The sequence below is a fragment of the Streptacidiphilus rugosus AM-16 genome (assembly GCF_000744655.1).
Classification (GTDB): domain Bacteria; phylum Actinomycetota; class Actinomycetes; order Streptomycetales; family Streptomycetaceae; genus Streptacidiphilus; species Streptacidiphilus rugosus.
Map to the genome: position 1 here is coordinate 2,994,719 of NZ_JQMJ01000004.1, position 23,677 is coordinate 3,018,395.

A 23,677-nucleotide genomic window follows, 5' to 3' on the forward strand; every position below is an offset into this window, starting at 1 on the left:
GGAGCGGGCCGTCGTGGCTCTCAGCCGGCGTCTCAGCCCAGCAGCTCCCGCACCACCGGAACCAGTCCGCGGAACGCCTCGCCGCGGTGGCTGATGGCGTTCTTCTGGTCCGGTGTCAGTTCCGCGCAGGTGACGGTGTGGCCGTCCGGCTGGAGGATCGGGTCGTAGCCGAAGCCGCCGGAGCCGACCGGCTCGAAGCGGAGGGTGCCGCGCAGGCGGCCCTCGACGACTCGTTCGGTGCCGTCCGGGAGGGCCAGAGCCGCCGCGCAGGCGAAGTGCGCGGCGCGGTGGGGGGCGGCGATGTCGGAGAGCTGGGCGAGCAGCAGGTCCAGGTTGGCCCGGTCGTCACCGTGGCGGCCTGACCAGCGGGCGGAGAAGATGCCCGGGGCGCCGCCGAGCACGTCGACGCAGAGGCCGGAGTCGTCCGCGACCGCGGGCAGCCCCGTGCCGCGCGCCAGCGCGTGCGCCTTGAGCAGGGCGTTCTCCGCGAAGGTCACCCCGGTCTCGGCCACGTCCGGAATCTCGGGGAACGCGTCCGCGCCGACGAGGTCGACCTCCAGGCCGGCCGCGCCGAGGATCGCGCGCAGCTCGCCCACCTTGTGGGCGTTGCGGGTGGCGAGTACGAGCTTGCGCATCAGCCCTCCAGGACCTTGCGCTGCAGCGCGTCCAGCTCCGCGCAGCCGAGCTGGCCGAGGTCGAGCAGCTGGTTGAGCAGGTCGCGGTCGAAGGGCGCGCCCTCCGCGGTGCCCTGGACCTCGACGAAGCGGCCGTCGCCGGTGCAGACGATGTTCATGTCGGTCTCGGCGCGGACGTCCTCCTCGTAGCAGAGGTCCGTCATCGGGACGCCGTCGATGATGCCGACGCTGACCGCCGCCACCGAGCCGACGATGGGCTCGGCCTTCGCGCGGGTGATCTTCTTCTCCTGGGCCCAGCGCACCGCGTCCACCAGGGCGACGTAGGCCCCGGTGATCGCCGCGGTGCGGGTGCCGCCGTCGGCCTGGAGCACGTCGCAGTCGAGCGCGATGGTGTTCTCCGACAGCGCGCGCAGGTCGATGACGCCGCGCAGCGAGCGGCCGATCAGCCGGCTGATCTCGTGGGTCCGGCCGCCGATCTTGCCGCGGACGGACTCGCGGTCGCTGCGGGTGTTGGTGGAGCGGGGCAGCATCGCGTACTCGGCGGTGACCCACCCCTCGCCGCTGCCGCGCCGCCAGCGCGGCACGCCCTCGGTGACGCTGGCGGTGCAGAGCACCTTGGTGTCGCCGAAGGAGACGAGGACAGAACCCTCGGCGTGCTTGCTCCATCCGCGTTCGATGGTGATGGGACGGAGCTGTTCGGGGCTGCGGCCGTCGATGCGAGTCATGTTCTCGACCCTACCGAAAGACCACACCACGGACGGCCCGAGCCGGGTGGCGCGGGCCGTCCGTGGTGCCCCTCGCAAGGGCGGCTGTGCGATGGATCAGGACGGCCGGTCCTTCACTCCATCATGTCTTCGATGTCGGCGGCGATCGGGTCCGCGTCGGTGCCGATGACGACCTGGATCGCGGTGCCCATCTTCACGACGCCGTGTGCCCCCGCGGCCTTGAGCGCGGCCTCATCGACGAGGGAGGAGTCCTTGACCTCGGTGCGCAGGCGGGTGATGCAGCCTTCGACCTCTTCGATGTTGTCGATGCCGCCGAGTCCCGCGACGATCTTCTCAGCCTTGCTGGCCATCTGGTTCTCCTGTTCTAGCCGGGACACCAAGTCTTATGGCAGTCGTCCCGAGATGTCACGTTAACGCACTAATGGCCCAACTTCGCGAGCGAAGATCAAACAGCGGCCCGAGGATGTGCACTACGGGCACGCCTCACACCTAACTGGTCTACACCAATCCACGGAGGAGACCAAACGCCGGAGTGCAGGAGGGGGACCCGACTCCGCCCACGGGACAGAGGGAGAAGTCGAGATGACGACGGTGCAGGCCACTCCGGGCCCATCGCCCTGGCAGTCGCTCTACAGCGGCATGCAGAAGATGGGGCGGAGCCTGCAGCTCCCCGTCGCGGTCCTGCCGGCCGCCGGCATCATGAACCGGCTCGGCCAGGACGACGTCTTCGGCAAGACCGGACTCGGCTGGAACAACGTCGCCAAGGTGTTCGCCGCCGCCGGCGGAGCACTGCTCAACGCCTCACTCGGCCTCCCCCTGCTCTTCTGCATCGGGGTCGCCATCGGCATGGCGAAGAAGGCCGACGGCTCGACCGCGCTCGCCGCCGTCGTCGGCTTCCTGGTGTACTACTCGATCCTGCAGCAGTTCCCGGCCCAGTGCCCCGGAAGGTCCGAGTTCACCAACGGAGTCTGCGCCGACTTCGCGGCGAAGACGTCGACGATCGCCCCCTACCAGAACCCCGGCGTCCTCGGCGGCATCCTGATGGGCCTGCTGACCGCCTTCCTGTGGCAGCGCTACCACCGCGTCAAACTGGTGGACTGGCTCGGCTTCTTCAACGGCCGCCGCCTGGTCCCCATCATCATGTCGGGCGTCGGCCTCGTCCTCGGCGTCCTCTTCATCAACCTCTGGCCGCCGATCGGCACCGGCCTGAACAGCTTCAGCGACTGGCTGACCAAGCTGGGCTGGCTCGGCTCCGGGATGTTCGGTGTCGCCAACCGTCTGCTGCTGCCCATCGGCATGCACCAGCTGATCAACACCTACGTCTGGTTCCAGTACGGCACCTGGCACTACCAGGGCCAGACCTACCAGGGGGACATCCCGCGCTTTCTGCACCACGACCCCAGCGCCGGCATCTTCATGACCGGCTTCTTCCCCATCATGATGTTCGCGCTGCCCGCCGCGGCGCTGGCGATGGCCCACTGCGCCAATCCGCACCGCCGCAAGGAGGTGATGGGCATGATGATCTCGCTCGGCCTGACCTCGATGATCACCGGCGTCACCGAACCGATCGAGTTCTCCTTCGCCTACATCGCCCCCGCGCTCTACGGCATCCACGCACTGCTGACCGGCTGCTCCATGGCGATCACCTGGGCTCTCGGCGTCCACGACGGCTTCAGCTTCTCGGCGGGCCTGCTCGACTACGCGATCAACTTCAACCTGGCGACCAAACCGCTCATCATCATTCCGGTCGGAGTCGTGTTCGCGTTCGTCTACTACGCGCTCTTCCGATTCGTCATCACGAAGTTCGACCTCAAGACGCCCGGCCGAGAGCCGGAGGCGGAGGACACCGAGGTGGGCGTCACGAAGGACTGAGCCCGGCACATCGCCGGGCGCCCGCACAAGGGTCCTTGGGACGCGCGTCCCGAGGACCCTTGTCGCGTGCTGCCCGGACCCCCGACCCGAAATCGATAACGATGGTCGGATGAGGGCCGGATTCCCCTACTTCCTCCTCATCTCCCTTGATAGGACAGGTCTAGACCACATCGCCGTGGCCCGGACCGACCGCACGCGAGGGAAACGATGAGCGCCACAACCGCACCCCCAGCCATGAGCGCCAGGCCGAAGCCCGGCGCCGGCCTGCTCCAGGGCATGCAGAAGATCGGCCGCAGCCTCCAGCTCCCGGTCGCCGTGCTGCCCGCCGCGGGCATCCTGATGCGCCTGGGCCAGGACGACGTGTTCGGCAACAGCGGCCTGCACTGGGACAAGGTCGCCGCGGTCTTCAACGCGGCCGGCGGCGCGCTGTTCAGCAACCTGCCGCTGCTCTTCTGCGTCGGCGTCGCCATCGGCTTCGCCAAGAAGGCCGACGGCTCGACCGCCCTGGCCGCGCTCGTCGGCTACCTGGTCTTCAAGCAGGTGCTCACCGTCTTCCCGGTCGCCGGGTCGGTGACCGCGGCACTGCCCGCCGGGAAGCCGCAGGATCCCGGCGTGCTGGGCGGCATCCTGGTGGGCCTGCTGGCCGCGGTGCTGTGGCAGCGGTACCACCGCACCAAGCTGGTCGACTGGCTCGGCTTCTTCAACGGCCGCCGTCTGGTCCCGATCATCATGGCCTTCGTCGGCACCGTCCTCGGTGTCGTCTTCGGTCTGGCCTGGGGCCCGATCGGCACCGGCCTGGAGCACTTCGGCAGCTGGCTGACGGGGCTCGGCGCGACCGGCGCGGGCATCTACGGCGTGGCCAACCGGCTGCTGATCCCGGTCGGCATGCACCAGTTCCTGAACACCTTCTTCCAGCAGCAGGTGGGCAGTTTCACCGACCCCCACGGCCAGGTCTGGCACGGCGAGATCCCGCGCTTCATGCACGGCGACCCGACGGCCGGCCAGTTCATGACGGGCTTCTTCCCGATCATGATGTTCGCCCTCCCGGCCGCCGCGCTGGCCATCGCGCACTGCGCCCGCCCCGGGCGCCGCAAGGCCGTGACCGGCATGATGATCTCCGTCGGCCTCACCGCGTTCGTCACCGGCGTGACCGAGCCGATCGAGTTCTCCTTCATGTTCCTGGCCCCGGTCCTCTACGGCATCCACGCCCTGCTGACCGGCGTCTCCATGGCGCTCACCTGGGGCCTCGGCGTCCATGACGGGTTCACCTTCTCCGCGGGCCTGATCGACTACGCCCTGAACTGGAGCCTGGCCACCAAGCCCTGGCTGATCATCCCGATCGGCCTGGTCTTCGCCGCCGTCTACTACGGACTGTTCCGCTTCGCGATCGTCCGGTTCAACCTGCCGACGCCGGGCCGCGAGCCGGAGAGCGAGATCGAGGACCTCACCAAGGCCTGAGCCGGGGCCCGAGCCGGACCGAGCCGGGTTCGAGCGGGGAGATAAACGGAAGCAAACGTTCCACAAACATCACAACTCCGACACGGACGGACGCGGGTCCGTAAAGCCGTGCTAAGAATGGTCTACACCACGTGGTCTAAACCACTAGTGGGTGGACCATTCTTGTCGTTGTTAGGGAACACCATGAGCGCAACCACCGCCGCCGGCACGGTGGCCCCCGCGAAGAAGCGGGGCTCCGGACTCTTCGCAGGCCTCCAGAAGGTGGGCCGCAGCCTCCAGCTGCCGGTCGCGGTGCTGCCCGCGGCAGGTCTGCTGATGAGCCTCGGGAACCTCATCTCGACCTACGGCCACGGCGCCTTCTGGACCAAGACCTCGGCGGTGCTGCTCGGCGCGGGCGGAGGCATCCTCGACCCGAAGCTCGGGCTGCCGCTGCTGTTCTGCATCGGCGTGGCCATCGGCTTCGCCAAGAAGGCCGACGGCTCGACCGCGCTGGCGGCGGTGGCGGGCTTCCTGGTCTACCACAGCACGCTGGCCGCCTTCCCTGTGGCCGGCTCGGTCACCACCCTCGACCCGGCCGGCACGCCGCAGAACCCCGGCGTCCTGGGCGGCATCCTGATCGGCCTGATCACCGCCGTCGTGTGGCAGCGCTACCACCGGACCAAGCTGGTCGACTGGCTCGGCTTCTTCAACGGCCGCCGCCTGGTCCCCATCCTGATGGCCTTCATCGGGACGGCCCTCGGCATCGTCTTCGGCCTCGCCTGGCAGCCGGTCGGTGACGCGCTCAACAGCTTCAGCAGCTGGCTGGTCGGCCTCGGCGCCCTCGGCGCGGGCATCTTCGGCGTCGCCAACCGCCTGCTGGTCCCGATCGGGATGCACCAGTTCGTCAACACCTTCGTCTGGTTCCAGACCGGCTCCTACACCAGCGGCGGCTCCACCTACCAGGGCGACCTGGTCCGCTTCATGCACGGCGACCCGACGGCCGGCCAGTTCATGAGCGGCTTCTTCCCGATCATGATGTTCGGTCTCCCCGCCGCCGCCCTGGCGATCGCGCACTCGGCCCGTCCCGAGCGCCGCAAGGCCGTGATGGGCATGATGATCTCGGTCGGCCTGACCTCCTTCGTCACCGGCGTGACGGAGCCGATCGAGTTCGCCTTCATGTTCCTGGCGCCCGCCCTGTACGTGATCCACGCCCTGCTGACCGGCCTGTCCATGGCCGTCACCTGGGCGCTCGGGGTGCACGCGGGCTTCAACTTCTCCGGTGGCCTGATCGACTACGTCGCGAACTACCACATGGGCCACAAGCCCTGGCTGATCATCCCGATCGGCCTGGTCTTCGCGGTGATCTACTACACCGTCTTCCGCGTCGCCATCGCCAAGTTCAACATCAAGACCCCCGGCCGCGAGACGGACGAGGAGCTTGCCGAACTGGAGGAGCTGACCAAGGCGTAACGCCTCGTCAGAGTTCGTACACCGCGCCCGGTCGAGCCAGCTCGACCGGGCCGCTGTACACCTCGGCCGCGTCGGCGGCGTTCTGGGCCGGGTCCGTCCACGGGGGGATGTGGGTCAGCACCAGGCGGCCCACGCCGGCCTGCGCCGCCAGCTCGCCGGCCTGGCGGCCGTTGAGGTGGACGTCGACGTACTCCTCCTTGCCGTGCGTGTACGCGGCCTCGGAGAGCAGCAGGTCGGCGCCCTCGGCGAGGGTGGCCAGCTGCTCGCAGGGGCCGGTGTCGCCGGTGTAGACGAAGGAGCGCCCGCCGTGCGCCACCCGGAAGCCGAAGGCCTCGACGGGGTGCGCGACGCGGGTCGCGGTGATCGTCAGCGGGCCCAGGTCGAAGCTGCCCTCGCGCAGGGTGTGGAAGTCGAAGACCTCCTTCATCCCCGGGTGCTCGTCCATGTCGTACGCGCGGGCCAGCCGCTCGGCGGTGCCGGCGGGGCCGAAGACGGGGACCGGGTCGGGGCAGCCCTCGACGCGGTAGTTGCGGGCGACGTAGTACGCGCACATGTCCACGCAGTGGTCCGCGTGCAGGTGGCTCAGCAGCACCGCGTCGACGTCGTAGAGGCCCGTGTACTTCTGCAGCGCGCCGAGCGCGCCGTTGCCCAGGTCGATCACGAGCCGGAAGCCGTCCGCCTCGACCAGGTAGCAGGAGCAGGGCGAGTCAGCCGAGGGAAAGCTCCCGGAGCTTCCCACCACCGTCAGTTCCATGCCGCCAGCCCTCCGCGTGCTCACTTCACACACCCGGCTCCATTGCCGTGAGGTCGTGAGTTCATGAGTTTCGAGAGTAAAGCGGAGGCGGGCCCGCGCTCCCGCCCACGGGGCCGGTTGTGTTCGGAATCACCAGGACGAGGGGCCCGCGCGCCGTCTCAGTCGCGATTGTGCGGGCGACGTCGTACCCATGCTCGGATCGTGTCCGCGTGCCAGCGCGGTTGACCGAAGGCGGTGACCAGGTCCGGCGCGGGGAGGATGCCCTGGCGGCGGTACGACTTGACGGTCTCCGGCTTCACGCCGATGTGCGCGGCGATCTCGCGGTAGGACCACAGATCGGCGGAGCTCATGGGGGGCCTCCTGCGTCGGGCTCGGAATCCGCTGGATCGAAGTGAAATCCAGCGTTTTCCGGCCCAACGAGAGGAAAGTCCGGCCATTGGCGCCTGTGGGCGTTCTGTGACGATGCGGTAGCAGGAAACGGATAAAGAATCCCGGTCCGGCGCCGTCTCTCCGGAAGGGGGAGCTGTGCCCGCTGCTGCCGGCCCTGCCGGACCTACGCCCAGAGCTGGCCTTGCAGCGCCTCGACCGCGTCCTCGGTGGTCTCGGCGGTGTAGATGCCGGTGGAGAGGTACTTCCAGCCGCCGTCGGCGACCACGAAGACGATGTCCGCCCGCTCCCCCGCCTTCGCGGCCTTCCGGGCGACGCCGATGGCGGCGTGCAGGATCGCGCCGGTGGAGACGCCCGCGAAGATGCCCTCCTGCTGCAGCAGCTCCCGGGTGCGTTGCACGGCGTCGGCCGAGCCGACGGAGAAGCGCGTGGTCAGCACCTCGGCGTCGTAGAGCTCGGGGACGAAGCCCTCGTCCAGGTTGCGCAGCCCGTAGACCAGGTCGTCGTAGCGCGGCTCGGCCGCGACGATCTGCACGCCGGGGACCTTCTCACGCAGGAACCGGCCGACGCCCATCAGGGTGCCGGTGGTGCCGAGCCCGGCGACGAAGTGGGTGACGGTCGGCAGGTCGGCCAGGATCTCCGGGCCGGTGCCGGCGTAGTGGGCGCCCGCGTTGTCGGGGTTGCCGTACTGGTAGAGCATCACCCAGTCCGGGTGCTCCGCCGCCAGCTCCTTGGCGACGCGGACCGCGGTGTTGGAGCCGCCCGCCGCCGGGGAGGGGATGACCTCGGCGCCCCACATGCGCAGCAGCTCGCGCCGCTCCTCGCTGGTGTTCTCGGGCATCACGCAGACCATGCGGTAGCCCTTGAGCTTGGCCGCCATGGCCAGCGAGATCCCGGTGTTGCCGCTGGTCGGCTCCAGGATCGTGCAGCCGGGGGCGAGCCGGCCTTCGGCCTCGGCGCGCTCGATCATGTGCAGCGCGGGGCGGTCCTTGATCGAGCCGGTGGGGTTGCGGTCCTCGAGCTTGGCCCACAGGCGTACGACACCCGCCTCGTTGCCCGGCACGGCCGCGCTCAGGCGCGGCAGACCGACGAGGGGGGTGTTGCCGACGGCTTCGAGGGGGGTGTCGTACTTCATCTCAGCGCGCGCCGCCGGCCACGGCGGGCAGGATCGTCACGTTGTCGCCGGCGGCGAGGGCGGTGTTGATGCCGGCCAGGAACCGGACGTCCTCGTCGTTCAGGTAGACGTTGACGAAGCGGCGCAGCTCACCGGCGTCGACCAGGCGCTCCCGCAGGCCGGGGTGGCGCGCGTCCAGGTCGCTGAAGAGGGCGTCCAGGGTGTCGCCGCTGCCCTCGACGGCCTTGGCGCCGTCGGTGTAGGTGCGGAGGATGGTGGGGATGCGGACCTCGATGGCCATGGCTGCACTCCAGGGTGGTCTCGTGGGAGAGGGTGAAGCAGGAGGGGGCGGCGCGTGACGCGGTCGCGCGCTGGCGTTCTTCGGGGGCAGTCGTACCGGGGACGGCGGCTGCGGCGGGCTCAGGCGGCGCGACAGATGGCGCTGGCGAGGCGGCACAGGTCGACGTGCAGCCGCGCGACGAGGCGGATGCCGGGCGCGTGAGTGCTCATGTCGACGGAACGCATGGGGTCATCGTATAGATTCCCGACCCCCGAAAGGGATCCCCGTCCCATCTCGCGGACGTTTTCGTCCCACATGCCGAAAAGCCGGCCGGCCCGGCGCGCTGCGCCGGGCCGGTCGGGGTCAGACGTCGGCGCCGAGGACCTCGACATCTTCCTCTGTGATCACGCCGTCCACGATGCGGAACGAACGGAACTGGAAAGGGCCCTCGTCGTTGCCGCAGTCGGCGGTGGAGACGAGCACGTAGTGGGCGTTCGGCTCGGACGCGTAGGAGACGTCGGTCCGGGACGGGTACGCCTCGGTGGCGGTGTGGGAGTGGTAGATCACGACGGGCTCCTCGTCGCGGTCGTCCATCTCGCGGTAGAGCTTGAGCAGGTCACCCGAGTCGAACTCGTAGAAGGTGGGCGAGCGCGCGGCGTTGAGCATCGGGATGAACCGCGCGGGCCGGTCGCTGCCGGCGGGTCCGGCGATCACGCCGCAGGCCTCATCGGGATGATCGGCACGGGCGTGGGCGACGATCGCGTCGTGCAGTTCGCGGGTGATGGTCAGCATGGGCCTAAGAATAGGCAGGCGTGGGCGGGCGGGCGGCCACCCCCGTGCCTCACACCACGGCGGCGACCAGCAGGGCGAAGGCGGCGACGAGCACGGCGACGCGGAGGTAGTGGTAGCGGTCCCAGCGGTTCGCCTGCTGCTTCCAGTCGGCGGGCCGGTTCTCCGCGGTCCAGGTCTTGCTCAGGTTGTTGATCGGCACGAGCAGCAGCACCGACATGACCACGCTGACGATCAGCAGTCCGCCGGAGGCCACGGCGAGACCGGCTCCGTGGTGGTGCCGGCCGACGAAGGCGCAGACCGCGACGAGGGCGAGCGAGGAGAAGTACCAGACCGGCATCACCGCGCCGAGCATCCGGCCGCCGTGGGCGCGGGCCTGCACGGTGCTGTCGTCGGGGAGGGCGTTGACGATGGGGTTGATGACGAAGGCGACGGCGAACTCCACCCCCACCATCACGCCGACGACCACGGTGGTGAAGACCTCGAGTGCGTTGAGCATGACGACCCCTTCGGATATCTAGCATTGCTAGCTGATGAGGCAACGCTAGTACTACTGCCGCTCGGTTGTCTAGCAGTGCTAGCATCAACGCATGTCGGTACAGGAACGCAAGGAACGCGAACGGGCGGAGCGCGAGCGCCTCATCGTGGCGACGGCCCGCGAACTCGCCGAGCAGCAGGGCTGGGACGCGGTCACCACCCGCCGTCTGGCCGAGCGCATCGAGTACAGCCAGCCCGTCCTCTACAGCCACTTCCGCGGCAAGCGCGAGATCATCGGCGCCGTCGCCCTCGAAGGCGCCACCGAGATGGCCGCGGCGCTGCGGGCCGCGACCGCCGCCGCGGACGGCCCGCGGTCCCGGGTGGCCGCCCTCGCCCACGGCTACCTCGACTTCGCCGAGAGCAACCCGGCGGTCTACGACGCCCTGTTCCAGCTGGACGGCGGCCTGGCGTACGCGCAGGAGGACACGCCCGCGCCGCTGAAGGACGCCTTCGCCGCGCTGCTGGAGAGCCTCTCCGAGGTGGCCGGCGACGGCGTCGAACCGGGGCTGTTCACCGAGGTGTTCTGGGCCTCCCTGCACGGTCTGGCCACCCTGACCCGGGCGGGCCGACTGCTGCCGCAGGACGCCGCACGGAGGGTGGAACTGCTGACGGACCGCCTCGCCGTGCTCTGACCCGTACCGCCCCGGCGCAGGGGCTCAGCGCATCAGGACGTCGAGCAGACTCTCCTGGAGGCCGCCGAGCCAGAGGTAGGCCATGACCAGGGGCTTGCGCTCGTCCTCGTCCGGCAGGGAGTACAGCGAGTCGTCCTCCTCGCTGACCTCCAGGCGGCTGCCCAGCGTGAGGCGCAGGTCGTTCAGCGCGCCCAGCGCCCGCCCGCAGCCGGCGGCGTCGAGTTTGACCACCGGCCGTCCGCGCCGGTCGAGTTCCGCGCCGTCCAGCGCGCGGACCAACGCGAACGCGTCCTCGCGCTTCCTGCTGCGCAGATCGTTCTCGGTGAAGCGACGGAACTCCGCCGACTGCTCGTCGGCGTCGGGGCCCTCCGCGTACGCGTTCGGGAAGAGACGGGCCAGGGCCGGGTCGGTCGGGGCCTGGCTCGGGCCCTCGGCGAACAGCGCCGCCAGGGGGTCGTAGTCCGCGTCGGACTCCTCCCCCGCCGGACCCGGACCGATCAGCTCCAGCATCTGCACGACGAGACTGCGCAGGATGGAGGCCTCGATCGGGTCGAGGGTGAGCTGCGCACCGCCACCGTGGGCGCGCTTGAACAGACCGGTCATCGATCGCCCGTCACTTGTCGTGCTGCAGCGTGGCCCACAGCCCGTAGCCGTGCATCGCCTGGACGTCCCGTTCCATCTCCTCGCGGGTACCGCTGGAGACCGTGGCACGCCCCTTGTGATGCACGTCGAGCATCAGCTGACGGGCCTTCTCCTTGGGGTAGCCGAAGTACGCCTGGAAGACGTAGACGACGTAGGACATCAAGTTAACAGGGTCGTTGTGGACGATCGTCACCCAAGGGACGTCGGGGTCGGGCACCTCGAAGGGCGCCGATTCCGACTCGGTGCGCTCGATCTCCACCGGCGCAACGCTCACGCTTGGCACTCCCCGTCCACATTCGCGTCCTACCTGATGCACAGCTGGCACCCCCCATGCTGCCATCCGGGCGATCCCGAAGCGATCCGGGGGCCGTCCGGGTGATCATCGCCGGAGACTATTCGTCAAACTGACGAATACTGCGATACGATGATGCACATGGATGCTGCACAGGCGTCGACCGCCCTGCTGACCGACCGCTACGAGCTCACCATGCTGCAGGCCGCCCTGCGCAGCGGCGCGGCGCAGCGACACTCGGTGTTCGAGGTCTTCACCCGCCGACTGCCCGAGGGACGCCGCTACGGCGTGACCGCCGGGATCGGCCGGGTGCTGGACGCGGTCGAGAACTTCCGCTTCACCGTGCCCCAGCTGGACTGGCTGGCCGACCAGCGCATCGTCGACGAGGACACCCTGCGCTGGCTCGCGGACTACCGCTTCACCGGCGACATCCGCGGCTACGGCGAGGGCGAGTGCTACTTCCCCGGCTCACCGCTGCTCGTGGTCGAGGGCACCTTCGCCGAGGCGGTGATCCTGGAGACCACGATCCTGTCGATCCTCAACCACGACTCGGCCGTCGCGGCCGCCGCCTCACGGATGTCCGCCGCCGCCGGGGACCGCCCGCTGATCGAGATGGGGGCCCGGCGCACCCACGAGGCCGCCGCCGTCTCCGCCGCGCGGGCCGCCTACGTCGCGGGCTTCGGCAGCACCTCCGACCTGCAGGCGGGCTTCCAGTACGGGATCCCGACCAGCGGCACCGCCGCGCACGCCTTCACACTGCTGCACGACACCGAGCGGGACGCCTTCACGGCACAGATCGAGTCGATGGGCCGGGGCACGACCCTGCTCATCGACACCTACGACCTCGGCGAGGCCGTCCGCACCGCGATCGACGTGGCGGGACCGGACCTGGGCGCGGTCAGGATCGACTCGGGCGACCTGCTGCTGCTGGCGCACCGGGTCCGCCGCCAGCTGGACGAGCTCGGCGCGGCCAAGACCCGGATCGTGGTCACCAGCGACCTGGACGAGTACGCCATCGCCGCCCTGGCCATCGCCCCGGTGGACGCCTACGGGGTCGGCACCTCGCTGGTCACCGGCAGCGGGCAGCCGACCTGTTCGATGGTCTACAAGCTGGTCGCGCGCGGCGCCTCCGCCGATCCCGAGGCGCCGCTGGTCCCGGTCGCCAAGCGCTCGGCGGGCGCGAAGGCGAGCCGCGGCGGACGCAAGTGGGCCGCCAGGCGGCTGGACGCGGACGGCGTGGCCGAGGCCGAGGTCGTCGGCACCGGCGAGCTCCCCGGCACGCTGCGGGAGAACCTGCTCCATCGGGAACTGGTCAAGGCCGGAGAGGTCGTCGGTCGCGAACCGCTGGCCGAGGCGCGGGCAAGGCACCTCCGCTCGCGGGCGCAACTTCCGCTGTCGGCAACCCAGTTGTCGAAGGGTGACCCGGTCATCCCGACCGAGTACCCGGAGGGCTGAGGGCGGCGCGGGTCCGCCTCCCGCCACCGCCGCGCCCCCTACCCCTCGCGCAACACCGCGCCCCTCCCTACTCTGCTCTCAACAGGCTGCGACAGCTGAGCTGCGACACCCGAAGAATCGCGTCGAGGAGACTCACCGCCATGCACCGCGCTCTGATCATCGTGGACGTGCAGAACGACTTCTGCGAGGGCGGCAGCCTGCCGGTCGCCGGCGGCGCCGAGGTGGCCGCCGCGATCACCGACCTGGTGGCCGAGACCACCAGCGGTTACGACCACGTCGTCGCGACCCGGGACCACCACATCGACCCCGGCCCGCACTTCTCCCCCGAGCCGGACTACCGCGACAGCTGGCCGGTCCACTGCGTGGCGGGCACCGAGGGCGTCGGCTTCCATCCCAACTTCGCCCCCTCCGTCACCTCGGGCGCGGTCGAGGCCGTCTTCGACAAGGGCGCGCGGGCGGCCGCGTACAGCGGCTTCGAGGGCCGCAACGAGAACGGCGTCGGGCTCGGCGACTGGCTGCGCGCCCACGCCGTCACCGAGGTGGACGTGGTCGGCATCGCGACCGACCACTGCGTGAAGGCGACCGCTCTGGACGCGGTGCGCGAGGGGTTCACGACACGGGTGCTGCTCGATCTGACGGCTGGTGTGGCGAAGGCCACGACGGAGGCGGCACTCACCCAACTCCAGTCGGCCGGGGTGGGCTTGACCGGCACTCCAGTGGTTCTGGCGGGCTGATCCGAGAGGATTTCGACGGGGTACGTGATCCCGTGCGCCCCCCTGTGCTCCGGCTGCCGAGGTTAGGCTGGGCTGACCGGCACGTGCACCGGGTATCTGCCGTACGAAAGCGTTTGTCCCCCGCTCGACCCTCCCCCGGCGGGCCTCGATTGTTCCGTGCCGTGGCCCGCAGTCCCGAAGCGAAGGACGGAACAGCCATGCCACGACTGACACCCTCTCAGCTGGGCCTCGGCACGCTCGCCGTGGTCGCCCCGACGGTCGCCCTGCTGGCCATCTCCGGCGCGCAGAGCGTCCTCGCGATCACCATGCTGGTGGTGGTCTGCCTGGCCATCGGCACCCTCGCCGCGACGCGAAGGCGACGGCCGGCCACCGGCTCCCGCGTGGTCGCGCAGGGAAGCCCGCCCGCGGTCGAGTCGATCCCCGCCGCCGGAACCGTCGCCTCCGTCCCCGAGCGCGAGCGGGTCCACCACTGACGCGGGATCCCCGAACCGGGCCGCACGTCGCAGCCCGTCGACGCGGACCACAACGGCGCGGCGCCCCCTGCCCGGGGCGCCGCGCCGCGTCCTTGCCCGCGACCCCGCGTCAGACCACCTGGACGACGACGGTCTTGGCGGCCTTGTCGTGGATGCACTGCCGGTAGGGCTGGTCCCAGGTGCACCAGAGCGCGTCCACGATCTGCCAGCCGCAGCAGAGGATGGCGGGAAGATCCCAGACCGCGGCCCGCGTCCAGCCGCTCTGGTTGGTGGGCGCCGAGCCGTCGGCGAGGTTGGCGACGCGGATCCGCATCACCTTCTTGCCCACGGTCTGGCCGCCGGCGTGCGTCAGCATCAGTCCCTCGTAGAGGAAGGCCGCGAACAGCGTGACCACCTGGGCCACCACGCTCAGGGCCTGGTGGTCGTTGCCGTTGGCCACGGCCGCGACGATCGCCAGCGGCACCGCGATGACCAGCAGGATCAGCCAGTCGATGATGCGCGCCACCAGCCGCTTGCCGAGAGCGGCGAGCGGCGGCATGCCGACGATCGTGTCGGCGGGCCCCGGGACGCCGCCGTAAGGCTGGGCCCCGCCCGGGCCCGGCGCGGCGTACGGGCTGCCGTACGGACTGGCGTAGGGATCCGCGGACGGGGTGTCGTACGGGGAGCCCCCCTGCGCCGAACCGCCCGCGCCCGGCCGGTCCTTGTCGAAGGAGGGCGGCGTCGGCTCGTCCGGGGGTTCAGGAGTCGTCATAGACAGGAGTGAAGCATTTCGCCTGCGCGGTTTGTCGGATCTTGGGGCGTTTCCTCACGACAGGCCCGATGACCGCGCGTCAGCGCTTGGCCACGAAGGTGCGGGAGAGCCGGTCGTGCCAGCTCTGCCGCAGGCGACGGTCGGCGGCGCACGGAACCAGTTCGAGGATGCCGACGGTCAGGAAGACGAAGGTCTGGCACAGCGCGGTGCGCAGCAGCGCCTGACCGAGCGAGGGGCGCGACCTGGTCCTGGCGTCGAGGACGACGAGCCCGAGACTCGCCTTGCCCAGCGTCCGCCCCCAGACCGCGGTCGGGATCGCCTCGTAGATCACGCCGACGGCGAGCAGCGCGCCGAGCAGGATGCCCGCGTCGGCGAGCACGGTCCAGTCGACCAGCCAGACCGTCTGCGGCAGACCGCTGGCGCGGGCCGCGTCGATCCGCCCCTGCAGATGCGTCACGACGCGCTGCACGAGCACCACGCCGAGGACCCCGACGAGCGCGTAGGCGACGACGGTGTCGATCAGCCGCGCGCCGATCCGCGGCCCGAGCAGGGCGGGCCGCGGCGCGCGCTGCCGTCGCGCTCCTGCGCCGCTCCGCGCGGAGGCCCCTGCCGCGGGTGCGGTCCCGCCGCGACCCGGCGTCGGGGCCGTGGACGCCGAAGCGGTGGACGACGCGGAGAGCCCTGCCGTCGGCACGCCGCTTGGGCGCGGACCGGCGGCGGACAGGGGCGCGGCGGGGGCCGGGGCCGGGGGCTTCGCCGGCGCCGTGCGGTGCGCCGATCCGCCGACCGCCCCGGTGGGAGCGGCGGGAGCGGGCTTCGGCGGCACGGGGGCGGGGACGGGTGCGGGCTCGACGGTCTCGCGGGGCGGCCAGTCCGGGTGGGGCTCCAGCCGCGGTCGAGCGGCGCTCGACGCCTCCGCCGCCGGGGCGCTGCCCGCGGTCGAGCCCGGCACGGCGGACTGCGCCGGGCGCTCGGCCGAACGCTCGTCGGCCACCGCCGGGGCGACAACCGCGGGGGCGAGGCCGGACCACTGCGGTGCTCCCGCGTCCGCGACAGCCTTCGGCGCCGGGGCGGCGACCGACTCGGGTGCGCGGCCCTGCAGTTGGCGTTCGGCCGCGCGCAGGGCCGGAGCCGCGGCCATCGGCCCGCGGACGGTCCAGCCCGCACCGGACTGCTGAGGCGCTCCGGCTGCCAAGCCGACCGCCGGACCGCCGCCGAGCGTGTCCGGCGCCGGAAGGGGCTCGGCCGGGGCGGCCTCGGCGACCGCCGGGCCGTCCGCCGCCCAGTCGAGGTCCGGCCGCACCCCCGGTGCGGGGGCGGCCGGGAGGCCGGACGCGGCAGGAGTGTGCCGTTCGGGCCAGGCGGGCGACTCGTAGTGCGCGGCGGGCGGGAGTTGCGCACGGCGGGTCTGCGTGAGGGCCAACCGCAGGGCGGAGGCGAGCTCCTCGTCGGCGTCGGCCTCCGACGCCCCCGGCGTCACCGAGGCGCGCGCGGCGGGCTCTGCCACCCCCACGGGCCCGGCGGGCTCGGCCGCTTCGGGTTCGGGGACGCCCCAGGAGACGTGCCGTGGCACCGAGCCCGTCTCCAGCAGCCCGTGCTGGGAATCGGGCGACGCGCCCCAGACCGACGGCGCGCGCTCCTGCTGCCGCGCGGCCCCTCCGTCCTGCGCCGTCCCGGCCTCGGGGACCAGCAGCGCGGCCGCGCCCGTCTCGTCGAGGAACACCGGGCCCGTCTCCTCCATCGCGCGCACCTCCTGCCGTGGAGGCGGCGGCGGGGCCACCTGCACGCCGCCCCGCGACCCGGCCCTCGGCGGCGGCGGCATCGGCGCGCCGTCCACCGGTGCGGGACGGGCGCTGCCGGGCGTCCAGACGTGGCCGTCCCAGTAGCGGATGAAGCCGGGGATCGAGGGGTCGGGGTAGTAGCCGGGCGCGGGGCGCTCCGCGGGGGGCTGGACCGTCATTGATTGCGTTCCCGCTTCGTCGCTGCATCGGTCGGGGGAGCGCGGTGGGCCGGGGCCGGACCGGGCCCGTGCGCCGCCCGAACACGACGCGTCCTCACCGCGTCACAAAGCGTAGTACCGCACCCCCGGAACTGACGCGAAAAACATCGCAAACCACTGTAAGAGGCGGGATCGAGCGCGCTCTCTCCCTGTGAAGCGCCCGCACCGCGCGAGCCGGGACCGAGAAGGGGAGTGCCGATCATGACCGCCGCCGACCACCGCAACGAGCACCACGACGAGCCGTCCGCCCACACCTGCGTGGAGCAGGAGCTGACCGTGCAGCTGGTGCTCTCCCCCGAGCGCGGCGTGCCGGTGCCGGCGCTGCTGGCGTACTGCGCGGACGACCCCTACGCCGTGCACATGACCTTCCACCTGGGCCAGGAGTCCCCGGTCACCTGGGTCTTCGCGCGCGAACTGCTGGTCGAGGGCGTCTTCCGCGCCTGCGGCAACGGCGACGTGCGGATCTGGCCGACCCGTGCGGGCGGGCAGTCGCTGCTCTGCTTCGCGCTCAGCTCGCCCGCGGGCGACGCGCTGCTGGAAGCCCCGGCCGCGCCGGTCGCCGGCTGGCTGGAGCGGACGCTGCGACTGGTCCCGCCGGGCACGGAGGCCTCCGTCCTGGACGTGGACGCGGCCCTGACCTACCTGCTGGGCAGCTCCTGAGCGACCGCCGTACCCCCGGACCCCCGCTTCAGCCCCGCGCCCCCACGCGGGGCCGCTCGCGCGCCGGGATCCCGCCCGGCGTGCTGCGCAGCTGCCACCGCCGCACCCGCAGCAGCACGAAGCCGAGCAGCGCCAGCCCGAACAGCCCGTACACCGAGGCGAGCGGCTGCAGGTAGGCGGCGACGTTCACCACGGTCCAGCTCCGGTGCGGGACCATCCACATCGCGAAGGAGCAGAAGACCACGCCCGTGGCGGCCGTCAGCGCCCGCCACCGGCGGCCCCGCCAGCCGGCGACCCCGCGCCGCCGCTCCGCGGAGACCTCCGCGCCGAGCAGCACCAGCAGCGGCACGCACCACACCCAGTGATGCGTCCAGCTGATCGGCGAGACCAGCACCATCGTCACGCCCACGGTCACCACCGACCAGGCCCGCGCCCGCGGCATGCCGCCGCACCGGCGTTCGATCAGCACGGCCGCCGCCAGCCCGGCCACCACGACCACGGCGACCAGGGCGGTGGCCGCCACGCCGCTGTGGGTGGTGCCCAGCATCCGGTCGACCATGCCGCGCAGGGACTGGTTGTCGACGATGAACTCCTTGCCGACCCTGGTCGTGTCGTAGAGCTCCTTGGTCCAGAAGTCCCAGGTCGCGCCGGGCAGCGCGAGCATGCCGAGGAGCACCGTGCCCGCCCCGGCCGCCGCGGCCGCCGCGGCCGCGCGGTAGCGGCGGGTCAGCAGCAGGTAGACGACGAAGAAGCCGGGCGTCACCTTCAGTCCGGCGGCGATCCCGATCGCGATGCCCTTGCGGCGGCGGCTGTCCGGCAGCGTCAGGTCGTAGAGCACCAGGCCCAGGATGAGCAGGTTGACCTGCCCGTAGCGCAGCGTCGTCCAGACCGGTTCGAGCCAGACCGAGAAGCCGGTCACCAGCATGACCGCGGCCGGACGCAGCGGCCGGCTCGGCCAGTCGGCCAACTTGCAGGACAGGTACGCCACGACGACGAGCTGCAGCAGGTTCACCGAGGTCACCACGACGCGCAGGGCGCCCACCGAGAGCAGGGCGACCGGGGTGAAGAGCATCGCCGCGAAGGGCGGATAGGTCGCGGGCAGCGAGGCGGTGCCGTCGACGACCCGCAGCTGGTAGAGGTCGTGTCCGTGCAGCACGGCCGAGCCCTCGGCCTGGTAGACCAGCGCGTCGATCATCGAGACGTGGACCAGGTGGCGCAGCAGCACGTACGCGAGCAGCGAGAGGAGCGAGGCGACGCCCGCGAGGACCGTCGTTCGGCGCGGCGCCTCACGCAAGGTCCGCCGCAGCGCGTCCTGGACGGAACGCGCTTCGCGCACGAGACTCGATCCCCGTTTGTCGGTGGTCACGCAAAACTCCTCAGTCTCCTACCCTGCGTGACACTAGCCCAAGAGCACGCCCCCCGACATGACGAAAACGGTGCCCGGCGGGGTTCCCCCCGGCCCGGACACCGTCTCCGACCTGTGGTTTCCTTCTTCGCGACGCGGCGTTCGCCGGCCGTTCAGGCTTTTCAGCCCGCGTAGGCCCCGAAGGCCTTGGTGAAGGCCAGCGGCGACTGGACGATGCTGCTGCAGGTCGCGTCGGCGTAGCTCTTCGCACCGCCCGAGCACTGGGCGTCACGCGTCGCGGACCACATCGACAGCCAGCCCAGGTGCTTGCCGGACGCGAACTGCGCCAGCTGCGAGGCGTCGGCGACGCCGAAGACCTCGGTGCTGGTGTCGTTCACGCCGATCATCGGGGTGACCGCGACGTGCTTCCACGCGGTCGCGTCGTCCCAGCCGAAGATGCTCTTGACCTGCGCCTGGGTCGCCGTCGCGGCGTCGATCGCGTACTGGCCCATCTTGCCGCTCGGGTTCGGGGCGGCGCCGTCGCCGAAGTCCATGGCCATCACGTTGACGGCGGAGACGGCGACGCCGGCGGACTTGGCGTTCTGCAGCAGGTCCGTCCCCGTCTGGACCAGGCCGGAGGGCAGCACCGGCAGGGTGAACGAGACGTCCAGCGTCTTGCCCTTGCTGCGGGCGGTGGCCTGGAGCTGGGCGATCGCCTGGTCACGGCGGGCGATGCCGGCGGTGTCGCTCGTCGCCGCGCCCTCGACGTCGAAGTCGATCTTCGTCAGGCCGTAGGCGTCGATCGCCTGCTGGTACGCGGCCGTCAGCGCGCTCACGCTGGTGCAGGAGTCGGCGAGCTCGGTGCCGTTCGCGCCGCCGAAGGAGACCCTGACGTCCCCGCCCATCGCGCGCAGCGCGCCGATCTGGCCGGGCACCCCGTCGTTGGTCAGACCGGTGACGCCGCCCCACTTGGGTGTGCAGCCGCCGCCGTCGACGATGAAGGCGAGGTTGAAGTTCTTCACGCCCGTCGCCTTGGCTGTGGCGATCATGTCGTAGGCGGGGTAGAGCGAGGTGTCGATGTAGGGCGAGAAGCCGGCTCCCGAGGCGCTGCCGGTGCTGGTCGGCGTGGGCGTGGGCGTGGGCGTCGGCGTCGGGGTCTTGCTCGGGGTGGGGGTCGGGCTCGGGGTCCTGCTCGGGGTGGGCGCGGGCGTCGGCTTACTGCTCGTCGGCTGACCGGACGGGGTCGGCGCGGCGCCGGTGGAGCAGTCGGCGCCGTTGATGCTGCAGTTGACCGGCGCGCCGGAGCCCTGGACCACGAAGCCGACGACGGCGTGCTGGTCGGACGCGAGGGTGCTGTCCCAGGAGGCCGGGGTGACCTTCACGTGCTGGCCGCTGGCGGTGTAACTGGCGTTCCAGAGCGAGCTGATGTGGGCGCCGGCCGGCAGGTCGAAGCTCAGCGTCCAGTTGCTGACGGTGCCGGAGGTCGGGTTGCTCACGTCGTACTGACCGCTGTAGCCGGTGCCCCAGTCGCTGGTGGTCGAGTACACCGCGCCCACGCTCGCCGCGTTCGCGCCTGCGGCGAGCGCGACCGCACCACCGCCGGCGAGGACGACGGCGACTGCGGACGCCCCGAGGACGGCGCGGCGGCGCGGACGGCGGCGGGAACGATGGTTCGACATGCGGGATTACCTCCACGGTGCGGTCGGGGAAGTGAGAGATCGCGCGGCGGTGCCCAGTCTTTGTGGGGAAGAAGGGAAGTCCCACGGCAACATTCCTGACGCCGGGTCACCACCGCCACGCGATCCGTCGTCCGCGACGCTAGCCCCTTCCCGGGGCCGTATCCGTCCCGCTCAGGCCTAGGTAGTACGGACTTAGGCCCCCTTTAAGGAAGAACTCGCTCCGCATCCACGCGCGAACGCTGCGTGGCAACTTCCAGGGGCGCGAGGCTGGTTCTCGCGTGCAGAAGACGGAAGTCAGCGCGTGGCGCGGACGCGGCGGCGGGGGCGGGGTGGGGGGGTGGGGCGCTGGAGGAGGCGGACGCGGAGTTCCGTGCCGCCGAGGACGGACCGGCCGATGGCCACGTCGCCGCCGGTGCCCTCGGCGACCCTGCGGACGATGTCGAGGCCGAGGCCGGTCGAGCCCTCGCGTTCCGCACCGACGCCGCGGCGCACCGCGGACTCGGGGTCGGCGATCCCCGGGCCCGCGTCCGAGACCAGGACGATGACGCCGTCGCCCGTCTCGTGCACGTCGATCGCGAAGGCCGTGCCCTGCTCCGTGTGCCGGAAGACGTTCCCCAGCATCGCGTCCAGCGCCGCCCCCAGCTCGGCCGCGGCCACCGGCACCAGGACCGGGCGCTCCGCGCCCGCAAGCTGCCAGGGCCGTCCCTCGTCCTCGGCCAGCGCGGACCAGAACTCGGCGCGGTCGCGGATGACCTCCGCCGCGTCGCAGGTCATCGGCTCCGCCGTCGCACCTGACGCCTGCTCGACACCGCGGCCCCGCACCGCGCGGATGATCTGGTCGACCTCGCGCTCCAGCTGCGCGACCGCGTGCCGGGTGGCGTCCGCCGCGACGCCCTGGCCCAGCGACGCCGCGTTCAGCCGCAGCACCGTCAGGGGGGTGCGCAGCCGGTGCGAGAGGTCCGCGGCGAGCTCCCGCTCCGCCGCCAGCAGGCGGACGACCCGGTCCGCCATCGTGTTGAACGCCTCGGCCGCCTCGCGCAGCTCCGGCGGGTTGTCGTCGGCCTGCGGGACCCGGACGGCGAGGTCGCCGCCGCCCAGCGCACGGGCCGCGTTGGCGAGCCGGCGGGCGGAGCCGACGATGCGGGTGCCGAGCCGGTCGGCGACCGCGACCGAGATCAGCACCAGCACCACCGCGACGCCGCTGAGCACCAACCAGGCCGTGGTCACCCCGCGGGTCAGCTCCGCGTCGGGGATGTAGACCTCGACCACGGCCACCCGGCCGTCGCTCACCGCGACCGGCTCCAGGTAGGCGAAGCCGCCGCGCACGCCGACGGTACCGCTGCGCCCGTTCGCCGCCGCCGCCACGACCGCGCCGTCGCCGGCCCGCTCGGTGCCGACGGTCAGGAATCCGGTGCCTCCGCTCGCCCCGCCCCCGGGCAGGTGGATGGCGATGAGCCCGGCCGCGCCGTCCTGCGTGCTGGCGAGCGCACGCCGCAGCGCGTTCTGGTCGGTGGTGATCGCCAGTGCCGGGCCGACCGTCGCCGCCTGCCGCTCGGCCGCGGTGAAGGCGCGTTCGCGCGCGCTGTCACGGACCATCAGGCCCAGCGGGATCAGGAAGGCCAGCGCCACCATCGTGGTGACCGCGACGCAGACCTTGAACAGGGCCCATCTCACTGCGCGTCCACCGGGACGTCGAGCCGGACCCCGACGCCGCGCACCGTGTGCAGATAGCGGGGACGCGACGCCGTCTCGCCGAGCTTGCGGCGCAGCCAGGACAGGTGCACGTCGATGGTCTGGTCGGTGCCGTACGGCTGCCGCCAGACCTCCGCGAGCAGCTCGCGCCGCGAGACGACGACGCCGGGGCGGCCGGCCAGGTAGGCGAGCAGGTCGAACTCACGGCGGGTCAGATCCAGCTCCCGCCCGTCCAGCACCGCCTCGCGCCGCTGCAGGTCGATCCGCAGGCCGCCGGCCTGCAGCAGCTGCCCGGCGCCGCCGCCCGCGCCGGCCCGGCGCAGCACCGCCGCCATCCGGGCGGTGAGGTGTTCCGCGGAGAAGGGCTTGACCAGGTAGTCGTCCGCGCCGTCGTTGAGCAGGCGGATGATCTCCGTCTCCTCGTCGCGGGCCGTGGAGATGATGACCGGGGTGTCGGTCAGCCCGCGGATCATCTTCAGCGCCTCACCGCCGTCGAGGTCGGGCAGACCGAGGTCGAGAATGACCAGATCGCAGCCGACCTGGGCGATCTCGCGCAGCGCCGCGAGGGCGGTGCCGACGCTGCGGACCGCGTGACCGGCGTCCGCCAGATGACGAATCAGGGCAGAACGAACAAACGGATCGTCCTCGACCACCAGCACTGTTGCCATGGCCGTGACGCTACGCCATAAGGGGTAATGGCCAGTACTGCCGGGACGGCATACTGACTCCGTGCGAAGAGAGCTGGTACAGGGCGCCGCGTGGGCCGCCGCCACCGGGGCGGCCGTCTGCGTGTCCTGGTACGGCGTGCACCGCGTGCTGGCTGACGACGGATACCACCAGCCCACCGCACTGGCCCTCTCCGTCGCCGGCTCGGGCTCCTCCCGCACGCCGGCCCCGCCTCCGCCGGCCATCGGCGACCCGACCCAGGTCCCTGCTCCCTCGGCGACCCGTCACGGCCCGAGCCCGTCGCCCGGCCGCTCGCATCCGGGCGGGGCGGCCCCGACCTCCGCGGCGCCGACGTCCGGCACGCCCTCGGCATCGGCCGACGCCTCCGCCTCGGCCTCCGGCGACGTCAGCAGCTACACGCCCGAGGGCGGCCGCGTCGCGGTGTCGATGGGGGCGAGCTCGGCGAGCCTGGTCTCCGCGACCCCGGACAGCGGCTGGTCCATGCACGTCTGGTCCGGCGACGAGTGGCTCCGGGTCGACTTCACCTCCGGCACCGTCGACTCGGCCTTCTACGTCACCTGGAACGGCCACCCGCCGATGGTGTCCACCTGGATCGGCACCCAGGCCCAGTAGCCGTGGGCGACCCGCGCGGGTGAG

General features: G+C 71.8%; 27 protein-coding genes. 9 read left to right on the forward strand and 18 right to left on the reverse strand.

What is annotated here, in order from left to right; all coding sequences use genetic code 11:
* Positions 1 to 32 precede the first annotated feature (32 nt).
* The 3 genes from rdgB to BS83_RS22490 form a co-directional block, all read right to left on the reverse strand.
* Entirely contained in the window at positions 33 to 635 is a 603-nt protein-coding gene (gene rdgB, locus BS83_RS22480; protein WP_037605366.1) for an RdgB/HAM1 family non-canonical purine NTP pyrophosphatase, read from the reverse strand.
* Complete coding sequence (gene rph / locus BS83_RS22485) at positions 635 to 1,360, reverse strand: ribonuclease PH (protein ID WP_037605367.1); 726 nt, start codon at positions 1,358 to 1,360, stop codon at positions 635 to 637. The genes rdgB and rph overlap by 1 nt, the downstream gene beginning before the upstream one ends.
* A 113-nt stretch (positions 1,361 to 1,473) precedes the next feature.
* Positions 1,474 to 1,710 carry a glucose PTS transporter subunit EIIB gene (locus BS83_RS22490; protein WP_037605368.1) on the reverse strand — a complete coding sequence of 79 codons (237 nt, stop codon included), beginning with the start codon at positions 1,708 to 1,710 and terminating at the stop codon, positions 1,474 to 1,476.
* 232 nt (positions 1,711 to 1,942) lie between these two features.
* Between BS83_RS22490 and BS83_RS22495 the strand changes: the two genes are divergently transcribed.
* From BS83_RS22495 to BS83_RS22505, 3 genes are all read left to right on the forward strand, one after another.
* Positions 1,943 to 3,232 (forward strand): PTS transporter subunit EIIC, encoded by a 1,290-nt coding sequence (locus tag BS83_RS22495; protein ID WP_037605369.1) that lies wholly within the window; start codon positions 1,943 to 1,945, stop codon positions 3,230 to 3,232.
* Between the two features lie 234 nt (positions 3,233 to 3,466).
* Positions 3,467 to 4,690 carry a PTS transporter subunit EIIC gene (locus BS83_RS22500; protein ID WP_037605370.1) on the forward strand — a complete coding sequence of 408 codons (1,224 nt, stop codon included), beginning with the start codon at positions 3,467 to 3,469 and terminating at the stop codon, positions 4,688 to 4,690.
* A 183-nt stretch (positions 4,691 to 4,873) separates the two neighbouring features.
* Positions 4,874 to 6,139, forward strand: coding sequence for a PTS transporter subunit EIIC (locus tag BS83_RS22505; protein WP_037605371.1), 1,266 nt, complete (start codon positions 4,874 to 4,876; stop codon positions 6,137 to 6,139).
* 7 nt (positions 6,140 to 6,146) lie between these two features.
* Here the strand turns inward: BS83_RS22505 and BS83_RS22510 are convergent, their stop codons facing one another.
* The 7 genes from BS83_RS22510 to BS83_RS22540 all read right to left on the reverse strand — a co-directional run bounded on the left by BS83_RS22510 (position 6,147) and on the right by BS83_RS22540 (position 9,962).
* Positions 6,147 to 6,893, reverse strand: a complete 747-nt coding sequence (locus tag BS83_RS22510) for an MBL fold metallo-hydrolase (protein ID WP_037605372.1) — start codon at positions 6,891 to 6,893, stop codon at positions 6,147 to 6,149.
* A 158-nt stretch (positions 6,894 to 7,051) separates the two neighbouring features.
* Positions 7,052 to 7,243, reverse strand: coding sequence for a helix-turn-helix transcriptional regulator (locus tag BS83_RS22515; protein WP_037605373.1), 192 nt, complete (start codon positions 7,241 to 7,243; stop codon positions 7,052 to 7,054).
* 203 nt (positions 7,244 to 7,446) lie between these two features.
* Positions 7,447 to 8,415, reverse strand: coding sequence for a PLP-dependent cysteine synthase family protein (locus BS83_RS22520; protein WP_037605374.1), 969 nt, complete (start codon positions 8,413 to 8,415; stop codon positions 7,447 to 7,449).
* A gap of 1 nt (position 8,416) precedes the next feature.
* Positions 8,417 to 8,695, reverse strand: coding sequence for a MoaD/ThiS family protein (locus tag BS83_RS22525; RefSeq protein ID WP_037605375.1), 279 nt, complete (start codon positions 8,693 to 8,695; stop codon positions 8,417 to 8,419).
* 119 nt (positions 8,696 to 8,814) lie between these two features.
* On the reverse strand, positions 8,815 to 8,919 hold the full coding sequence (locus BS83_RS48610; protein WP_332262344.1) for a putative leader peptide: 105 nt from the start codon (positions 8,917 to 8,919) through the stop codon (positions 8,815 to 8,817).
* 118 nt (positions 8,920 to 9,037) lie between these two features.
* Complete coding sequence (locus BS83_RS22535) at positions 9,038 to 9,466, reverse strand: Mov34/MPN/PAD-1 family protein (protein ID WP_037605377.1); 429 nt, start codon at positions 9,464 to 9,466, stop codon at positions 9,038 to 9,040.
* A gap of 49 nt (positions 9,467 to 9,515) precedes the next feature.
* Complete coding sequence (locus BS83_RS22540; RefSeq protein ID WP_037605378.1) at positions 9,516 to 9,962, reverse strand: DUF1772 domain-containing protein; 447 nt, start codon at positions 9,960 to 9,962, stop codon at positions 9,516 to 9,518.
* A 91-nt stretch (positions 9,963 to 10,053) separates the two neighbouring features.
* Between BS83_RS22540 and BS83_RS22545 the strand changes: the two genes are divergently transcribed.
* Positions 10,054 to 10,632 (forward strand): TetR/AcrR family transcriptional regulator, encoded by a 579-nt coding sequence (locus BS83_RS22545; protein WP_037605379.1) that lies wholly within the window; start codon positions 10,054 to 10,056, stop codon positions 10,630 to 10,632.
* Positions 10,633 to 10,656: 24 nt separating this feature from the next.
* On the opposite strand, the gene BS83_RS22550 is transcribed toward BS83_RS22545, so the two are convergent.
* Complete coding sequence (locus tag BS83_RS22550) at positions 10,657 to 11,235, reverse strand: DUF2017 domain-containing protein (RefSeq protein ID WP_037605380.1); 579 nt, start codon at positions 11,233 to 11,235, stop codon at positions 10,657 to 10,659.
* Positions 11,236 to 11,245: 10 nt separating this feature from the next.
* Positions 11,246 to 11,557, reverse strand: a complete 312-nt coding sequence (clpS, locus tag BS83_RS22555) for an ATP-dependent Clp protease adapter ClpS (RefSeq protein ID WP_051943633.1) — start codon at positions 11,555 to 11,557, stop codon at positions 11,246 to 11,248.
* A 150-nt stretch (positions 11,558 to 11,707) separates the two neighbouring features.
* On the opposite strand from clpS, the gene BS83_RS22560 reads away from it, so the two are divergent.
* From BS83_RS22560 to BS83_RS22570, 3 genes are all read left to right on the forward strand, one after another.
* Positions 11,708 to 13,021: a nicotinate phosphoribosyltransferase gene (locus BS83_RS22560; protein ID WP_051943635.1), complete on the forward strand. Its 1,314-nt coding sequence runs from the start codon at positions 11,708 to 11,710 to the stop codon at positions 13,019 to 13,021.
* 140 nt (positions 13,022 to 13,161) lie between these two features.
* A complete protein-coding gene (locus tag BS83_RS22565; protein WP_037605383.1) occupies positions 13,162 to 13,755 on the forward strand; it encodes an isochorismatase family protein in 594 nt (197 codons plus the stop codon).
* A 197-nt stretch (positions 13,756 to 13,952) separates the two neighbouring features.
* On the forward strand, positions 13,953 to 14,228 hold the full coding sequence (locus tag BS83_RS22570; protein WP_037605384.1) for a hypothetical protein: 276 nt from the start codon (positions 13,953 to 13,955) through the stop codon (positions 14,226 to 14,228).
* 109 nt (positions 14,229 to 14,337) lie between these two features.
* On the opposite strand, the gene BS83_RS22575 is transcribed toward BS83_RS22570, so the two are convergent.
* Both BS83_RS22575 and BS83_RS42045 read right to left on the reverse strand, forming a co-directional pair.
* The gene (locus BS83_RS22575; RefSeq protein WP_037605387.1) at positions 14,338 to 14,979 is read right to left on the reverse strand and encodes an RDD family protein; all 642 of its coding nucleotides are present in this window, start codon (positions 14,977 to 14,979) and stop codon (positions 14,338 to 14,340) included.
* A 79-nt stretch (positions 14,980 to 15,058) separates the two neighbouring features.
* Positions 15,059 to 16,939: an RDD family protein gene (locus tag BS83_RS42045; RefSeq protein WP_051943637.1), complete on the reverse strand. Its 1,881-nt coding sequence runs from the start codon at positions 16,937 to 16,939 to the stop codon at positions 15,059 to 15,061.
* A 240-nt stretch (positions 16,940 to 17,179) separates the two neighbouring features.
* Here BS83_RS42045 and BS83_RS22585 point away from each other — a divergent pair, with 240 nt between their 5' ends.
* Positions 17,180 to 17,638, forward strand: a complete 459-nt coding sequence (locus tag BS83_RS22585) for an SsgA family sporulation/cell division regulator (RefSeq protein ID WP_084715045.1) — start codon at positions 17,180 to 17,182, stop codon at positions 17,636 to 17,638.
* A gap of 28 nt (positions 17,639 to 17,666) precedes the next feature.
* Here BS83_RS22585 and BS83_RS22590 read toward each other — a convergent pair whose 3' ends face one another.
* From BS83_RS22590 to BS83_RS22605, 4 genes are all read right to left on the reverse strand, one after another.
* Positions 17,667 to 19,004, reverse strand: a complete 1,338-nt coding sequence (locus tag BS83_RS22590; protein ID WP_157597283.1) for a glycosyltransferase 87 family protein — start codon at positions 19,002 to 19,004, stop codon at positions 17,667 to 17,669.
* A 161-nt stretch (positions 19,005 to 19,165) separates the two neighbouring features.
* Positions 19,166 to 20,662, reverse strand: a complete 1,497-nt coding sequence (locus BS83_RS22595; RefSeq protein ID WP_037605388.1) for a cellulose binding domain-containing protein — start codon at positions 20,660 to 20,662, stop codon at positions 19,166 to 19,168.
* 294 nt (positions 20,663 to 20,956) lie between these two features.
* On the reverse strand, positions 20,957 to 22,336 hold the full coding sequence (locus BS83_RS22600; RefSeq protein WP_037605389.1) for a sensor histidine kinase: 1,380 nt from the start codon (positions 22,334 to 22,336) through the stop codon (positions 20,957 to 20,959).
* Entirely contained in the window at positions 22,333 to 23,022 is a 690-nt protein-coding gene (locus BS83_RS22605) for a response regulator transcription factor (protein WP_084713867.1), read from the reverse strand. The genes BS83_RS22600 and BS83_RS22605 overlap by 4 nt, the downstream gene beginning before the upstream one ends.
* 61 nt (positions 23,023 to 23,083) lie before the next feature.
* On the opposite strand from BS83_RS22605, the gene BS83_RS22610 reads away from it, so the two are divergent.
* The gene (locus tag BS83_RS22610) at positions 23,084 to 23,653 is read left to right on the forward strand and encodes a hypothetical protein (RefSeq protein WP_037605391.1); all 570 of its coding nucleotides are present in this window, start codon (positions 23,084 to 23,086) and stop codon (positions 23,651 to 23,653) included.
* Positions 23,654 to 23,677 lie beyond the last annotated feature (24 nt).

Excerpts from the sequence above, each read along its gene's own strand:
- rdgB (WP_037605366.1), bottom strand. The coding sequence starts at position 635 with ATGCGCAAGCTCGTACTCGCCACCCGCAACGCCCACAAGGTGGGCGAG.
- rph (WP_037605367.1), bottom strand. The coding sequence starts at position 1,360 with ATGACTCGCATCGACGGCCGCAGCCCCGAACAGCTCCGTCCCATCACC.
- BS83_RS22490 (WP_037605368.1), bottom strand. The coding sequence starts at position 1,710 with ATGGCCAGCAAGGCTGAGAAGATCGTCGCGGGACTCGGCGGCATCGAC.
- BS83_RS22495 (WP_037605369.1), top strand. The coding sequence starts at position 1,943 with ATGACGACGGTGCAGGCCACTCCGGGCCCATCGCCCTGGCAGTCGCTC.
- BS83_RS22500 (WP_037605370.1), top strand. The coding sequence starts at position 3,467 with ATGAGCGCCAGGCCGAAGCCCGGCGCCGGCCTGCTCCAGGGCATGCAG.
- BS83_RS22505 (WP_037605371.1), top strand. The coding sequence starts at position 4,874 with ATGAGCGCAACCACCGCCGCCGGCACGGTGGCCCCCGCGAAGAAGCGG.
- BS83_RS22510 (WP_037605372.1), bottom strand. The coding sequence starts at position 6,893 with ATGGAACTGACGGTGGTGGGAAGCTCCGGGAGCTTTCCCTCGGCTGAC.
- BS83_RS22515 (WP_037605373.1), bottom strand. The coding sequence starts at position 7,243 with ATGAGCTCCGCCGATCTGTGGTCCTACCGCGAGATCGCCGCGCACATC.
- BS83_RS22520 (WP_037605374.1), bottom strand. The coding sequence starts at position 8,415 with ATGAAGTACGACACCCCCCTCGAAGCCGTCGGCAACACCCCCCTCGTC.
- BS83_RS22525 (WP_037605375.1), bottom strand. The coding sequence starts at position 8,695 with ATGGCCATCGAGGTCCGCATCCCCACCATCCTCCGCACCTACACCGAC.
- BS83_RS48610 (WP_332262344.1), bottom strand. The coding sequence starts at position 8,919 with ATGCGTTCCGTCGACATGAGCACTCACGCGCCCGGCATCCGCCTCGTC.
- BS83_RS22535 (WP_037605377.1), bottom strand. The coding sequence starts at position 9,466 with ATGCTGACCATCACCCGCGAACTGCACGACGCGATCGTCGCCCACGCC.
- BS83_RS22540 (WP_037605378.1), bottom strand. The coding sequence starts at position 9,962 with ATGCTCAACGCACTCGAGGTCTTCACCACCGTGGTCGTCGGCGTGATG.
- BS83_RS22545 (WP_037605379.1), top strand. The coding sequence starts at position 10,054 with ATGTCGGTACAGGAACGCAAGGAACGCGAACGGGCGGAGCGCGAGCGC.
- BS83_RS22550 (WP_037605380.1), bottom strand. The coding sequence starts at position 11,235 with ATGACCGGTCTGTTCAAGCGCGCCCACGGTGGCGGTGCGCAGCTCACC.
- BS83_RS22560 (WP_051943635.1), top strand. The coding sequence starts at position 11,708 with ATGGATGCTGCACAGGCGTCGACCGCCCTGCTGACCGACCGCTACGAG.
- BS83_RS22565 (WP_037605383.1), top strand. The coding sequence starts at position 13,162 with ATGCACCGCGCTCTGATCATCGTGGACGTGCAGAACGACTTCTGCGAG.
- BS83_RS22570 (WP_037605384.1), top strand. The coding sequence starts at position 13,953 with ATGCCACGACTGACACCCTCTCAGCTGGGCCTCGGCACGCTCGCCGTG.
- BS83_RS22575 (WP_037605387.1), bottom strand. The coding sequence starts at position 14,979 with ATGACGACTCCTGAACCCCCGGACGAGCCGACGCCGCCCTCCTTCGAC.
- BS83_RS42045 (WP_051943637.1), bottom strand. The coding sequence starts at position 16,939 with ATGACGGTCCAGCCCCCCGCGGAGCGCCCCGCGCCCGGCTACTACCCC.
- BS83_RS22585 (WP_084715045.1), top strand. The coding sequence starts at position 17,180 with ATGACCGCCGCCGACCACCGCAACGAGCACCACGACGAGCCGTCCGCC.
- BS83_RS22595 (WP_037605388.1), bottom strand. The coding sequence starts at position 20,662 with ATGTCGAACCATCGTTCCCGCCGCCGTCCGCGCCGCCGCGCCGTCCTC.
- BS83_RS22605 (WP_084713867.1), bottom strand. The coding sequence starts at position 23,022 with ATGGCAACAGTGCTGGTGGTCGAGGACGATCCGTTTGTTCGTTCTGCC.